13 protein-coding genes and 1 pseudogene are annotated in these 14518 nt (G+C 57.7%); 8 read left to right on the top strand and 6 right to left on the bottom strand.

All coding sequences use genetic code 11. The features are described 5' to 3' along the window. Positions 1-85 precede the first annotated feature (85 nt). The 5 genes from ltnD (at position 86) to OK412_RS02330 (ending at position 5156) form a co-directional block, all read left to right on the top strand. On the top strand, positions 86-991 hold the full coding sequence (gene ltnD, locus OK412_RS02310) for an L-threonate dehydrogenase (RefSeq protein ID WP_264352634.1): 906 nt from the start codon (positions 86-88) through the stop codon (positions 989-991). After that, on the top strand, positions 991-2253 hold the full coding sequence (gene otnK, locus OK412_RS02315; protein WP_022625001.1) for a 3-oxo-tetronate kinase: 1263 nt from the start codon (positions 991-993) through the stop codon (positions 2251-2253). The genes ltnD and otnK overlap by 1 nt, the downstream gene beginning before the upstream one ends. After that, positions 2246-2890: an aldolase gene (locus OK412_RS02320; protein ID WP_022625000.1), complete on the top strand. Its 645-nt coding sequence runs from the start codon at positions 2246-2248 to the stop codon at positions 2888-2890. Before otnK ends, OK412_RS02320 begins: the two co-directional genes overlap by 8 nt. Next, on the top strand, positions 2890-3675 hold the full coding sequence (locus tag OK412_RS02325) for an HPr family phosphocarrier protein (protein WP_039389460.1): 786 nt from the start codon (positions 2890-2892) through the stop codon (positions 3673-3675). Before OK412_RS02320 ends, OK412_RS02325 begins: the two co-directional genes overlap by 1 nt. Before the next feature lie 125 nt (positions 3676-3800). Then, entirely contained in the window at positions 3801-5156 is a 1356-nt protein-coding gene (locus tag OK412_RS02330) for a GntP family transporter (RefSeq protein WP_050680127.1), read from the top strand. A 58-nt stretch (positions 5157-5214) separates the two neighbouring features. On the opposite strand, the gene sbcB is transcribed toward OK412_RS02330, so the two are convergent. Together sbcB and OK412_RS02340 are read right to left on the bottom strand one after the other, a co-directional pair. Further along, positions 5215-6642 (bottom strand): exodeoxyribonuclease I, encoded by a 1428-nt coding sequence (gene sbcB / locus OK412_RS02335; protein WP_179256778.1) that lies wholly within the window; start codon positions 6640-6642, stop codon positions 5215-5217. A gap of 260 nt (positions 6643-6902) precedes the next feature. Next, positions 6903-7112: pseudogene (locus OK412_RS02340) on the bottom strand (type VI secretion system tube protein Hcp); the annotation flags it as partial. 152 nt (positions 7113-7264) lie between these two features. On the opposite strand from OK412_RS02340, the gene dacD reads away from it, so the two are divergent. The 3 genes from dacD (at position 7265) to tmaR (ending at position 10239) form a co-directional block, all read left to right on the top strand. Then, positions 7265-8428 (top strand): serine-type D-Ala-D-Ala carboxypeptidase DacD, encoded by a 1164-nt coding sequence (gene dacD / locus OK412_RS02345; RefSeq protein ID WP_022624996.1) that lies wholly within the window; start codon positions 7265-7267, stop codon positions 8426-8428. 265 nt (positions 8429-8693) lie between these two features. Beyond that, positions 8694-9752: an FUSC family protein gene (locus OK412_RS02350; protein ID WP_264352635.1), complete on the top strand. Its 1059-nt coding sequence runs from the start codon at positions 8694-8696 to the stop codon at positions 9750-9752. Positions 9753-9912: 160 nt separating this feature from the next. After that, positions 9913-10239: a PTS system regulator TmaR gene (tmaR, locus tag OK412_RS02355; protein WP_004571340.1), complete on the top strand. Its 327-nt coding sequence runs from the start codon at positions 9913-9915 to the stop codon at positions 10237-10239. A 93-nt stretch (positions 10240-10332) separates the two neighbouring features. On the opposite strand, the gene OK412_RS02360 is transcribed toward tmaR, so the two are convergent. The 4 genes from OK412_RS02360 to OK412_RS02375 form a co-directional block, all read right to left on the bottom strand. Further along, on the bottom strand, positions 10333-11394 hold the full coding sequence (locus OK412_RS02360) for a LacI family DNA-binding transcriptional regulator (RefSeq protein ID WP_010248005.1): 1062 nt from the start codon (positions 11392-11394) through the stop codon (positions 10333-10335). A 129-nt stretch (positions 11395-11523) separates the two neighbouring features. Next, positions 11524-12438 carry a ketopantoate reductase family protein gene (locus OK412_RS02365; protein WP_250488452.1) on the bottom strand — a complete coding sequence of 305 codons (915 nt, stop codon included), beginning with the start codon at positions 12436-12438 and terminating at the stop codon, positions 11524-11526. A gap of 185 nt (positions 12439-12623) precedes the next feature. Continuing rightward, the gene (locus OK412_RS02370) at positions 12624-13397 is read right to left on the bottom strand and encodes a phosphate/phosphite/phosphonate ABC transporter substrate-binding protein (RefSeq protein ID WP_264352636.1); all 774 of its coding nucleotides are present in this window, start codon (positions 13395-13397) and stop codon (positions 12624-12626) included. After that, a complete protein-coding gene (locus OK412_RS02375) occupies positions 13390-14352 on the bottom strand; it encodes a fatty acid desaturase (RefSeq protein WP_062757979.1) in 963 nt (320 codons plus the stop codon). The genes OK412_RS02370 and OK412_RS02375 overlap by 8 nt, the downstream gene beginning before the upstream one ends. Positions 14353-14518 lie beyond the last annotated feature (166 nt).

Raw genomic sequence — 14518 nt, forward strand, 5'->3', positions numbered from 1 at the left:
CGGTAACACATTTTTGCCGGCAGTAAACTGGCAGGATTAACAGTAACAAACAAATAATCACTTAAATTAACAGTGGAGGCGTATCGTGCCAGCTGAAAATATCTGCGTTATCGGGTTAGGTTCCATGGGCATGGGTGCCGCGAAATCCTGCCTGCGTGCCGGCCTCAATACCTGGGGTGTCGATTTGAATCCCGCCGCGCTTGAGAACTTACGCCAGGCAGGCGCGCGTGATGCGCAGCCTTCAGCATCCGCCTTTGCAGACCAGCTTGATGCCGTTTTGCTGCTGGTGGTAAATGCGCAGCAGGTTAACGCCATTCTGTTTGGTGAAGAGGGCCTGGCCGCAAAACTGCGTCCCGGCACCGTGGTCATGGTCTCATCCACATTGTCCGCCCGGGATGCGCAGCAGATTGAACAACAGCTGGCGCAATATCAGCTGCTGATGCTGGATGCACCGGTCTCCGGCGGTGCCGCTAAAGCGGCCAGCGGTAAGATGACGGTGATGGCGTCCGGCAGTGAAGCGGCCTTTACGCAACTGCAATCTGTACTGGATGCCGTGGCAGCCAAAGTGTATCGCGTGGGCAGTGAGATCGGCCTCGGATCAACCGTCAAAATTATCCATCAGCTGCTGGCAGGTGTTCACATCGCGGTCGGGGCAGAAGCGATGGCGCTGGCGGCGCGTGCCGGCATCCCGCTGGAAACCATGTATGAAGTGGTCACCAACGCCGCAGGCAATTCATGGATGTTCGAAAACCGCATGCGGCATGTGGTGGATGGCGATTATAGCCCGAAATCGGCGGTCGATATCTTTGTGAAAGATCTCAACCTGGTGGCCGATACCGCGAAAGCCTTGCACTTCCCGCTGCCGCTGGCCTCAACTGCCCTCAATATGTTCACCGAAGCCAGCAACGCCGGTTACGGCCGGGAAGATGACAGTGCAGTGATTAAAATCTTCAGCGGCATCACGCTGCCGCAGGCAGAGGAGAAAATCTGATGCGGCTTGGCGTGATAGCGGACGATTTTACCGGTGCGACTGACATCGCCAGTTTTCTGGTGCAGAACGGGCTGACCACTATTCAGTTCAACGGCATTCCTGACAGCGAGGAAATCACAGAGGCGCAGGCGATTGTGGTCAGCCTGAAGAGCCGCTCCTGTCCGGCAGACCAGGCGGTTGCTCAGTCACTGGCTGCGCTGGCATGGCTGCAGAAGCAAGGCTGTGAGCGCTTCTACTTCAAATATTGTTCCACCTTCGACAGCACCGCGCAGGGCAATATCGGTCCGGTAACCGACGCCCTGCTGCAGGCGCTGGGTGAAACGCAGACGGTGATCTGTCCGGCGCTGCCGGTGAATGGCCGCACTGTTTATCAGGGCTACCTGTTTGTCGGCGATCAGCTGCTGTCAGAGTCTGGTATGCGGCATCACCCGGTTACACCGATGCACGACAGCAACCTGCTGCGGCTGATGACATCACAGGCGAGGGGCAAAGCCGGTCTGATCGCTGCGGCACAGGTCGATCAGGGCGCTGAGTCAGTACGGCAGGCGCTGGGTCAGCTGGCGGCGCAGGGGCTCAACTACGTCGTAACTGACGTCCTGCATCAGGAACATCTGTTGACGCTGGGCGAAGCACTGAGCGATCTGCGGCTGGTCACCGGCGGTTCCGGGCTGGCCATCGGTCTGGCACGGCAGTGGGCGACGGCTGAAAGTGATGCAAAAGCGGAGCAGGCAGGCCGTCCGCAGGGCGATCGCGCCGTGGTGCTTTCCGGTTCCTGTTCACAGATGACCAATCGTCAGGTCGCCGCGTACCGCCAGCTGGCACCGGCCTGCGAAGTTGAGACTGAACGCTGTCTGGACGATGCCGGGGCTTATGCCCGGCAGTTATGCGACTGGGTGGAAGCGAACAGCGATCAGACGCTGGCACCCCTGCTGTTTGCCACCGCTGACGCGCAACACTTGCAGGCGATTCAACAGCGTTATGGTGCTCAGCGCAGCAGCGAAGCCGTTGAGCAGCTGTTTGCCGCGGTGACCCGCGAGCTGAAACGGCGCGGATGGCAGCGCTTTATCGTGGCGGGTGGCGAAACCTCCGGCGTGGTCGCGCAGAGCCTGGGTGTGACGGCCTTTCATATCGGCCCGACGATTTCGCCCGGCGTGCCCTGGGTGCGCGACATTCATCAGCCGCTCTCTCTGGCACTGAAATCGGGCAATTTTGGCGATGAAGATTTCTTCCGCCGCGCGCAAACGGAGTTTACTGATGTCTGAATCTTTCTCTTTAACGGAACAGCAGGCGCGTGACGAGATGGTGCGTCTTGGCGCATCGTTTTTTCAGCGCGGCTATGCCACCGGCTCGGCGGGCAACCTTTCAATGTTGCTGGAGGATGGCAATCTGCTGGCGACACCCACCGGCTCATGCCTGGGTGAATTACAGGGTGACCGGCTGGCAAAAGTCACGCCTGACGGCGAATGGCTCTCCGGTGATAAACCCTCCAAAGAGATTGCGTTTCACCGCGCGCTCTATCTGAATAATCCCGACTGCAGGGCGGTGGTGCATCTGCATAGCCACTACCTGACGGCGCTCTCCTGTTTACAGGGGCTGGACACGGACAACTGCATCCGTCCGTTTACCCCCTATGTGGTGATGCGTGTCGGTGATGTGCCGGTTGTGCCTTACTACAAGCCGGGTGATGGGCGACTGGCCGAGGATCTCGCGGCGCTGGCTCCACGTTACCGTGCCTTCCTGCTGGCGAATCATGGCCCGGTGGTAGTGGGGAAATCGTTGCAGGAAGCGGCAGACAACACTGAAGAGCTGGAGGAGACCGCCCGGCTGATCTTTACCCTGGGCGACCGCCCGATCCGTTATCTCAATGATGCCGAAGTGGCAGAATTAAGGAGCCGATAATGCCGAAGTTTGCTGCTAACCTTTCGACGCAATTTACTGAATTGCCGTTTGCTGAACGCTTCGCTGCAGCGGCGGAAGCCGGTTTCACTGCCGTCGAATTTCTGTTTCCTTATGACTATCCCGCCACGCAGATCAAGCAGTGGCTCGATGATAACCAGCTGCAACTGGTGCTGTTTAATACCGCACCCGGCAACGTCGCAGCGGGTGAGTGGGGCGTTTCGGCCATCCCCGGACGGGAAGCGGAAGCAAAGGCGGATATCGATCGCGCCCTGAGCTATGCGCTGGCGCTGAACTGTCCGCAGGTGCACATCATGGCGGCAACGGTGCCGCCCGACGCTGACCGTCAGCGCTACGTTGAGACCTTTATCAGCAATATGCGTTATGCGGCTGAGCGCTTTGCGCCGCACGGCATCATCCTGCTGATTGAGGCGCTTAATCCCACCACCAAACCCAACTATCTTTATGCCAGCCAGTATCAGACGCTGGAGATGGTCGAACAGATCGATCGACCCAATGTCTTCACTCAGCTCGACCTGTTCCATGCGCAACGGGTGGATGGCAACCTCAGCCATTTGATTCGCCACTATGCCGGACGCTATCGGCACGTGCAGATTGCTTCGGCACCGGATCGTCATGAACCGGATGAGGGTGAAATCAACTACCCCTATCTCTACTCACTGCTGGATGAGGTCGGCTATTCCGGCTGGGTGGGCTGCGAATATATCCCGCGCGGCAGCACTACTGCGGGCCTTGGCTGGTTTGCGCCCTGGGCGAGAAAAACCTGATTTAACGGGCTAAAAAAACCGGTGTTTCGGCACCGGTTGAGATTTTTTCGTCCTTTTTCTGACCCTGCACCTGTTTATTCTGTACGCCGATAACCTAAAAAATATAACAATTTCTGAGGTTTACTATGTCCACCGCACTGCTGTTAGCCATAGCGACCGCCAGCATCGTGATCCTGCTGCTGCTGGTCATCAAAGCCAAAGTTCATCCCTTTGTCGCCCTGTTAATTGTCAGTCTGCTGGTGGCCATCGCCACCGGCATTCCGGCTGAAAAAATCATGGAGACGATTATCACGGGGATGGGCGGGCTGCTCGGGCACATCACCATCATCATCGTTCTTGGTGCCATGCTTGGGGCGATTATTGAAGCCTCGGGCGGTGCCGAGTCGCTGGCGCAGCGTTTCAGTAAAACGCTGGGGCTGAAGCGTACCGTTGCGGCATTGACCATGGCGGCCTTTATCCTTGGCATCCCGGTATTTTTTGAAGTCGGTTTTATCATTGTTATTCCGCTGATTTATGGCTTTACCAAAGTGGCGCGGGTCTCGCCGCTGAAGTTTGGCCTGCCGATGGCGGGTGTGATGCTGACGGTACATGTGGCATTGCCGACCCATCCGGGCGCTGCGGCGGCGGCCGGGATCCTGCACACCGACATGGGATGGCTGATGATACTGGGAATCGCGATTTCCGTGCCGGTCGGGTTCATCGGCTACTACGTAGCGAAATTCATGAACCGTCGCCACTACCCTCTGTCGGTGGAGGTGCTGGAACAGTTGCAGATGGCCAGGCCGGAAGGGCAGGAAAAGAAGAATGAACCGGCACCACCCGGTGCGCTCACCATCAGCGGCCTGATTGTGGTCCCGATTGTATTGATCGTGCTGGGAACTCTGTCACACACACTGCTGGCTGAAGGGAGTCTGCTGCGTAGTGTGATGACCGTGATCGGCACACCGCCGATTGCCCTGCTGATTGCCTTAGGGCTGGCGGCCTGGCTGCTGGGCGTACGGCGTGGCTGGAGCAAAGATAAGCTGGAAGATCTGACCGGCCGGGCCATTCCCACCTCAGCCAGCGTGATTCTGGTGGCCGGGGCCGGTGGTGCATTCGGCAAAGTGCTGGTGGAGTCGGGCGTGGGTAAAGCGCTGGCGGTCACGCTTGAAACGCTGCATCTGCCGCTGGTGCCCGCGGCGTTTATCCTGTCGCTGGCGCTGCGTGCATCACAGGGTTCCGCCACGGTGGCGATCCTGACCACCAGCGGGCTGCTGACGCAGGCGGTGACCGGCGTGACGGATATGCAACGGGTACTGGTCACCCTGGCGGCCTGTTTTGGCGGTCTGGGATTGTCGCATGTCAATGATGCTGGATTCTGGGTGGTGACCCGTTATCTGGGACTTTCGGTGGCCGACGGTTTACGCACCTGGACGGTGCTGACAACACTAATGGGGCTGAGCGGCTTTGCGCTGACCTGGCTGGCGTGGACCGTGCTCTGATTAAGCCGCATCAGAAAGTCTGACCCGGCAGGCGATACCGGGTCAGACTCTTAGTGCTTCAGGAAACCAACTCCTGCGCATAGAGATAGAGCGCTTTAAGCTGCCCAACTTTTTCTGCATCCGCTTCGTGCAGATTCGCCAGAGCTTCCAGTTCCTGCATAAACGCCTGCACCCGATCGGCATTAAGCACGTCACGACGGTGCTGCAACCAGCGTTGCTGCTCGGCATCATCCAGCGTGCCGGGGAAGTTACGCGCCCGGTAGCGGAACAGCAGTTTCGCTACCCGTGCACTCTCAAAGCTCAGGTCCAGCGCAGGCAGATTCGCGGGCGCGGTCTGGCGGATAATATTCATCCCCGCCCGATCGGCATCACTGAAGAAGCCATCATAGAGTTGCGTGTCCACATCATCTGACGGCGTAAACGGCTCCGCTTCGGCAAATAGCGTAACCAGTTTTTCCCGCACGTCGGGCTGCTGACGCAGCAGCGCCAGATTCGCCAGGCAGTGCTGACGATCAATATTCAGCCGGGCCGCATCTTCCGGCCGCAGCGTACTGGCAGGCGCCAGCACCGGACACTTATTGATATGCACCAGTTTGACCGGCACCGCGGGCAGATCGCCGAGATCGTTTTTCGGCGTGTAAAGATGCTCACGCAGCGTATCGGCATCCAGTTGCAGCAGTGGTGACATGTCGCCCGCCAGATCCACCACGATCAGCGCATTGCGGTTATCGGGATGCCAGGCCAGCGGTACGATCCAGCTGGTGTTACCGCGCGCGGCACCGAACATACCGGAGACATGAACCAGCGGTTTCATCTGCGGGATATCAATCAGGTTCATCAGCTTGTTTTTGTTACGATGGGTAAACAAAAACTCAAACAGTTTTGGCTGCTTCTCCTTCACCAGCTTCGCCATCGCCAGCGTGGCGTAAACGTCGGACATGGCATCGTGCGCATTTTCATGGGAGACGCCGTTCGCTTTGGTCAGATGCTCCAGTCGGAAGCTGGGAAAACCTTCTTCATTCTCCGGCCAGTTGATCCCTTCTGGCCGTAACGCGTAGCAGGCACGCATCACGTCGAGCAGGTCCCAGCGTGAGTTGCCGTTTTGCCAGGCCCAGCCATAGGGATCGTAAAAGTTGCGATAGAAGATATTGCGCGTCACTTCATCATCGAAACGCACGTTGTTGTAGCCCACCACACAGGTTTGCTCCGTGGTGAACAACGCGTGGATGCGTTCAGCGAACTCAGCTTCGATCACGCCGCGACTCATCGCTATCTGCGGGGTAATGCCGGTGATCATCACCGCTTCGGGTTGTGGCAGATAGTCATCAGGCGGACGGCAGTAGAACACTTCGGGTTCGCCGACCGGATTAAACTCACTGTCGGTGCGCAGGCCGGCAAACTGGGCTGGCCGGTCACGAGAAGGGCTGGTGCCGAAGGTCTCGTAATCGTGGAAGAGGAAAGTGGGCTGTACGCGGTCGTTATTCAAATTTCATATCCGTTCATTGCGTTCACTAAACTGATGAACAGAAAGTCATCAGGCTTCCCGTTCGCTGGATGCCTTTCTTCATCGGCGCCTGGCTGCTGGTGCGAGAGCGGTGCCTTTGCCGGGCAAGGTCATGCAGGCTCAGGCTTCACTCACTACATGGTAAACCATAATCCGACTGGCCTGAAGTTTCGGATGGTAGCGGGGGGCGTAGTATCTGACTGAGCGGTCAGGGGCAAGGAGTAAAGCGGACTTTTTACCTCTCAGGCTGTAGCTCGCTCATCCCAAGTGCCACGATAGATAATATTCCCTTCGACATATTTCCAGGTTATTGCTGCATACTGTAATTCCGGTGTTTCCAGATGCGTGCTGCTCATGCCGCTGGGTGCAAGGCAGGGCGATACCGTGGTGACCTTAACGTTTTTCAGGATGATATTGAAATATTCAGTCTCAATTCCTGCATCAATTAGCCGTTATCTTCCTCCTGCAGGCATCAGCCATACCCGTCGCAGTTCATACTTTTTTTCAATTTATTCAAACCTTCACAACGCTTTTGCCGTAAAACGTGCGGCTGTTTCCGTTTCGTTTTAGAAATTTTCTCTCCCGTGCAATTAAGGATGAAGTGTTGAAAAGGCGTCTGCTGTTCACCGTTACCGCTACTGTTTTTTGGGCCTCGCTGGCACAGGCTGATGCGATTCCCTTTCCTGTGACGCCTCCGGCGATTGATGCGGCTTCCTGGGTGCTGATGGATGCCACTACAGGACAGGTTCTGACCGCTGGCAATCCCGATGAACGCCGTAATCCCGCCAGCCTGACCAAACTGATGACCGGTTACGTGGTCGATCGCGCCATTGACCAGAAGAAAATCAGCCGTGACGACATGGTTACGGTCGGAAAAGATGCCTGGGCGGCGGGTAATCCGGTGTTCAAAGGCTCCTCGCTGATGTTCCTGAAGCCAGGCGATAAGCTGAGCGTCCGGGATTTAAGCCGTGGCGTCATCATCGACTCCGGTAATGACGCCTGCGTTGCCCTGGCTGATTATGTGGCGGGCAGCGAAGCGAACTTCGTCGGCATGATGAATCACTACGTTGAGAAGCTCGGCCTGCAGAATACCCATTTTGAAACGGTTCATGGTCTGGATGCGCCGGGTCAGTTCTCCAGCGCGCTGGATATGGCGAAACTGTCACGCGCCATTATTGATGGTGAGCCTGATTTTTATGCCATGTACAGTGAGAAGACCCTGACCTGGAACGGCATCACCCAGAACAACCGTAATGGCCTGTTGTGGGATAATAATCTCCACGTTGATGGGCTGAAAACCGGTCACACGGAGACCGCGGGCTTTAACATCATCGCCTCGAATGTGGTGGGCAAGCATCGCCTGATCGCCGTCGTCATGGGCGGTAAAAGCCCGAAAGGCCGCGAAGAGCAGGCGCGTAAACTGCTGGTCTGGGGACAGAACACCTTTGATACCGTTCAGCTGTTCCATGCCGGTAAGAAGATTGGCAGCGAAAACGTCTGGTATGGCAATCCTCATCAGGTGGATGTGGGTACCGCAGAAGATGTTTATCTGTCACTGCCGCGCAGTGAAGTGCAGAACGTGAAGGCGAAGTATGTTATCGATCGCAAAGATCTGGAAGCCCCACTGAAAGCCAACGAAGTCATTGGTGAAATTCAGGTGATGGATAAAGATCAGCAGATTGCCCACTATCCGCTGGTGGCGCTGAGTGCGGTTGAACCTGCAGGCGTCATTACCCGCCTGACGGATTATCTCAGGCAGAAGTTCTGATTAGCCGATTGTCAGCACTAAAACGGGTAGCCTGCGGGCTGCCCGTTTTTACTTGCACGCTGGCTGCCCTGAATGTGTTACTGAGAGCCGATAAAGGTTAAAAAATCGCATTAAGTTGTTTTTAACTTCCGGGAAAGTATGTGAGGCGGATGTTGATAATTGTAAGCGAACGTCAAAACTGTTTTAAATTTCCGGCCCGCGCTAAGCCGGAGCCGCGTTCAGCGTTAAGATAGCCACACCATGTTCCCGCAACCGGAAAGTCATTTTGCGTCCCGATAAGCCCATATCAAAACTGGAGTTCTGGTTTTATCGCCATTATCGCTCCGTCCACGGTGTGCGTATTGCCATCGCCTTTTTGCTCTGCTTTATCTTTGTGCGGGCGACCGATATCCCTGAAGGCACCTGGCCGCTGATTACGCTGGTGGTGGTGATGGGGCCCATCTCCACCTGGGGGAATGTCTTTCCGCGCGCACTGCAGCGCATCAGCGGCACGGTCGCCGGGTCAATATCCGGTCTGATCGCCCTGAAGCTGGAGCTGATTTCGATGCCGATGATGCTGGCCTGGTGCGGCATCATCATGATGACCAGCGGCTACCTGACGCTGGGCAAACATCCCTACATGGCGCTGTTGATCGGGATTACGCTGAGCGTGGTCGTGGGCGCACCAACCGGCGATTTCACGATGGCACTGTGGCGCGGCGGTGATGTGATTCTGGGCTCGCTGATGGCGCTGCTGTTTACCGCTATCTGGGCGCAGCGTGCCTATACACACTGGCGCATTCAGCTCTCCGACGCGCTGGCGGAAATGGCAAAAATCTATCACGCCGGTTTCTCACCCAACCTGGTTGAAAAGCCACGCCTGAACAAGCCGCTGGGCAAATTGCTGAGCAGCGTGATCAAAATGCGGGCGCTGCTGGAGCCGTCAAGCAAAGAGACGCGCATCCCAAAATCGGTGCTTGAAGCGATCCAGACCATCAACCGTAATATGGTTTACACCATTGAGATGCAGATTAATGCCTGGTGGGCATCGCGCGAGAGCCATCTGATTATGCTTAACGCGCCTGCATTGCGCCGCACCCAGCAGATGACTGAGAACACGCTGCGGGCGCTGTCGGTCATGGCGATTGAAGGGGAAACGGAAGAGGTGGTGGCTAACAGTCACGAGCTGACCGAAATCAGTGGCGAACTGCGGCGACTGATCGCGGAAGCGGGCAGCGAAGGTCTGGAGGAGACGCCGATCTACGGCTACGTCTGGCTGACACTGGAACTGGCAAAACAGCTGGAACGGATGACCGACCTGATGCGGATGGCGCTGCGCAAATAATCACCTCAGACAATGACTTAATGTGAAACAGGGTTTCTTTGCGCTAAGATAAGAGCCAGTCTGAATTTAGCTGTGAAAATTGCTTACCTGGCGGGCTAGCCGCTAAGCTGATCGTTTTGACTCTCTCCCTGCGTCAGCAGGCTCAAAGAAAGGTGCCATCATGGAAAATGCCAAGCAATCATTTCAGGACGTACTGGAGTTCGTGCGTATGTTCCGCCGCAAAAACAAACTGCAGCGTGAAATTGTCGACAACGAGAAGAAAATTCGCGACAACCAGAAGCGTGTACTGCTGCTCGACAACCTGAGCGAATATATCAAACCCGGCATGAGCGTTGAGGCTATTCAGGAAATCATCGCCAGCATGCGTGTGGATTATGAAGATCGCGTGGATGAGTACATCATCAAAAACGCCGACCTGTCTAAAGAGCGTCGCGAGCTGTCGAAAAAGATCAAAGCGATGGGCGTGGGCGAACACCCGAAAGCGTAAGGGCAGACAGCAGCGCGCAAGCGCCAGACGTCCTATGCCAACCCGCATCCACTCCGGTGGGGCGGGTTTTTTATTGCCTGCGTCAGCGCAGGGTTATTTTCCCGCCAGCCTGCGGGCGATCACCTGTAACTGCTGTGACAGCGCCACTAAATTGATCCGCTCATCAGCAGGCGGGGCGGTGGTCTCCCGGATCACCAGGGTGGTTTCCAGCGCGTTGTCTGACGCCTCTGCTCCCTGAAGCCGGGCCAGCATCCGCTCGACGCTCTGCGCGCCAAGAGAGTGCAAATCCTGCCGCACCGTGGTCAGCGGCGGCTGATACCACGCACTCTCGGCGGTGTCATCATATCCAATCACCGATATCTCGCCAGGAATGGCTACGCCATACTGATGCAGCGCCCGCATCGCACCCAACGCCATCTGATCGTTCGCCACCAGCAGCGCCTGCGGCAGATCGTCGGGAAGCTGCGCCAGCAGCGCCTGGTAACCCGACTGCGCGCTCCAGTCGCCGCGTAAAGAACAGTGCGGTGTCAGCTGATGATCGGCCAGCGTCTTACGCCATGCATTTTCACGCTGACGGGCCGAGACCGAGCGCAGCGGCCCGTTTAACAAACCAATCTGACGATGACCCAGCGCCACCAGATGTTCAACGGCGGCACGTGCACCAGACTCATTCGGGTACTGACACTGCGCTACCGCCGCCTGGGGTTCGACATCCAGAAACAGCACCGGTTTGCTGCCGCAGAGCAACTGGATCTGTTGCGCCTCATCTGCCTCCAGTGGCAGGTTGATCAGCAGTCCATCGACCCGCTGTGCCAGCAGTTCATTCACCGTTGCTGCCGCATCGTTACCACTGTCCATGGCGATCACCAGATGATAACCCGCCCCGGCGGCGCGCTGCTGGATCGCCGAGGCGATCTGCGCAGGAGCCATCAGGGCCAGGTCGCTGGTGGCCAGACCTAGCGTGCGCGTCGCCTTACCGGCCAGCTGCTGCGCCACACGATTGGGCACATAATTGAGCTGCAGCATCGCCGCCTCAACCCTTTCCCGCGTGCGGGCTGACACCTGTTCAGAACGGTTTAAAACACGTGAAACGGTTTGATATGAGACGCCGGCAAGTTGAGCGACATCATCGAGGGTCACGGAGCGGGAAGTCATTGAACTCTCCAAAAGATGAAGCGACGAGTGTAGCAAATTTTCCTGCCGCACTGCTGCTGCACACCACACTTTCACGACCACAAAAACCGGGTCCGTTGCGGCACCCGGTCACGGTATCTGGCAGGGCCATTAACGCTGCTGCAGATAGACCTGAAGGTTCACATCCACCGCGTTAAGCAGTGGCGTGGCGAGACTATGGCGTTTCGCCCGCAGCAGCAGGTCACCTATCACCTGATCGGCTTCGATATCAAAGCCCTGGGTTAAATCGCGGTACATTGAGGAGGTCATCGGGGTGGCCGGATCGCTTAACAGCTCAAGAATGCGGGCAGTGGCCGCCGGACGCGTCTGATAGCCTTCGGCAGTAATGACTGACAGAATCTCCGAGAAAATACCCTGTAACAGCGCTTCGCCGCCGCGCGAGGTGAGTATCTGTTGGGTATTTCCGCGCGCCAGGCAGCAAACCGCGCCGAGTGTGCTCAGCAGCAGCCACTTCTCCCACAGCTCATCCATGATGTTATCGCTGAATCGGGTATCGACCTGACAGTCACGCAGCGCCGCATCAACCCGCTGCAGTCGCGCATCGTTGTTACCGTCCAGCGCGCCATAATAGAGCTGATGCAGCGGCGTCATCTGGATAACTTCGCCATTGTCACCCAGCGTCGCGTTGATTTTGCACAGGCCGCCAATCACCTTATCTTCGCCGAAACGCTGTTGCAGCGTCGCGATGTGCCGCAATCCGTTCAGAATCGGCATGATCAGCGTTTCCGGACCCACTGCAGGTGCAATATCCTCCATCACCTGATCAAGGGCAAAGCTCTTCACCGTCACGATAATCAGATCATAGTGGCCCGTCAGGCTGCTCGCCTGAGCCAGCTGCGGTTTTAGCGTTTCAGTGCCCTGTGGCGTCTGCAACACCAGACCGCTGGCCTGAAGCTGCTGATAACGCCGTTCACGGACCAGAAAAGTCACGTCCTGGCCCGCCTGAGCCAGCCGTGCACCAAAATATCCACCGGTCGCGCCGGCGCCTGCCATCAGAATGCGCATCCCACTCTCCCTCTGCTGAAAACCTCTACCTTAGAACGCCGTGACCGGGCTTACCAGTCTTAGCCTGGGTCAGAGCGCATCGGGGAGCATGAAATGAGAGGCCGGGAAAGCGCGGGCAGGGAGGGGACGATGCAGAGAAATCAGATTTTCCCTGCCCGGTCAGCAGGGCGAAACAGAGGGGGGTGTTACAGCCGGGTGACGCCCAGCGCGGCAGCCTGCTGTTCCCACGCCAGCACGCCCTGATAATCGTCTCGCTGCACCGGGCTAAACCCGCCGATCAGGTTATCGTCGCAGACGGTGCGCCAGGTGGGATCGTTCACCAGCTGATGCAGCGCCGAGCGGAGTCTCTCCAGCCGGTCCACTGACGTCGGGGCTGCCGTAATCAACGGCAATCCGGGTGCGGCTGGCGTTTCACCGATGATATGCAGGCCGCGCAGCGCATCCGGCTCATAGCGCGCCAGCAGCGCCCAGCTGACGCAGTCGATAGCCGCGATATCCGCCTGTGAATCGCGCAGCGCCGCCAGCGACTGACGATGCCCGCCGCTCAGCAGCAGCTGCGAAAATCTCACGCCCTGAAGCGCAGCCACAAACCGCAGCGCGTTATAGCCGGAGTGAGAGTCCAGGCTGTTAGCTACGGCCCGCTGGCCGTTAAAATCGGCCAGCGTCGCCTGTTTGTCCCGCGCCACCAGCCAGCTGCGATAGTCACGGCCGGTGCAGCCTGGGGCCTGATAGTGAAAGGTGCCGACCAGCTGAACCGCAGGAAGCTGGCTGACCAGCGGATAGCCGCAGGTCTGGCTCAGCAGCAATCGGTTATCCTGCCAGTGTGTCAGCAGATCCTCAGGCCAGACCGGCTGCGTAGCGATGCCGTGCTGCGTCAGCAGGGCAACCACAGCCTGCATCAGTGCCCGTGTGGCGGGCGGGTGAATCGCATACATCGGCAAGGCGAGCAGGTTATTCATGCGTTTTCTCCGCTGATCGTCCCGGATGGACATTGACCCCGACCGGTCTGACCCAGAACTGACGCAGCCAGACCCGATAGCCCGCCACGCGAAAGCCGTGATTGCGCTGGTAGTAATGCTCGCGATCGCGCAGATAGAGGCGACGCAGGCCATACCAGGGGACGCCGGGGAGGTCGTGATGCACTGAATGGTAGTTCAGATTCAGGAATAGCATGCGCCACGGCCACGCCGCTTCATTATTCACCGACCGTGCCAGCGGATCGTCCGCCGCACGATGCTCATAGAAGGAGCGCACTTTGGTCAGCGCCAGCGCCGGATAACTCACCGCCAGCAGATACCAGAGCGGCGAAAATCCCTGCCGCGCCATCCAGAAAAACAGTAGTGCCAGCAGCGTCCCGTGAAGCAACCACATCGCTATCGCGGGCCGATCGCCGCGGCGCAGTGCCTGCCACATCCCGCCGAAGGTCGCCGCCACATCCAGCAGCGGGCCGAGCAGCAACCGTCCCAAAAAAGTGTTACGCAGATGAATCAGCTGCTGCTGCCAGCGCGGTAACTTCGCCCAGCGAGCAGCGGAGAGGTAGTAGGTTTCCGGATCCTCATCCGGCTCAGTCAGGGTGTGATTGCGATGATGGGCCAGATGAGAATCGCGATAGAGTCCGTAGGGATACCAGACCGCCAGCGGCAGGGTGCCAAATAGCTGATTCACCCGCGGCCAGCGGGTGGGATGGCCGTGGATCAGCTCATGCTGCAGCGACATATACCAGCCAGTGAAGACGATCAGCAGCAGGGTGGCGGGCAGCCGTCCCAGCGTCTGCGCGTTCAGCATCACCGCAAACCAGCCGCCATAGATCACACCGATTAGCAGCCAGGTCGGCAGTTCGCTGCGCCAGAGCCAGCTGCGTGCGCGCGCTTTAAGCCAGGCGCGCTGTTGTAGAGAGAGATAACCGGTGTGCATGATTCACCTGACAGCGGAAGCGGGAATCTGAACAGTGAAAGAAAGGGCGGGCAAAGGCAAAGTGGATAATCTGCTTAGCTATGTCGAAATTCCTGAATATGGCGCTGAAAGATATTGACTATCAGTGGCGGCTCCGGGGGCGTAACCTTTCTCTATCAGAAATCGC

It is taken from the genome of Pantoea sp. JV6, from assembly GCF_025910055.1.
Taxonomy (GTDB): Bacteria; Pseudomonadota; Gammaproteobacteria; order Enterobacterales; family Enterobacteriaceae; genus Pantoea; species Pantoea agglomerans.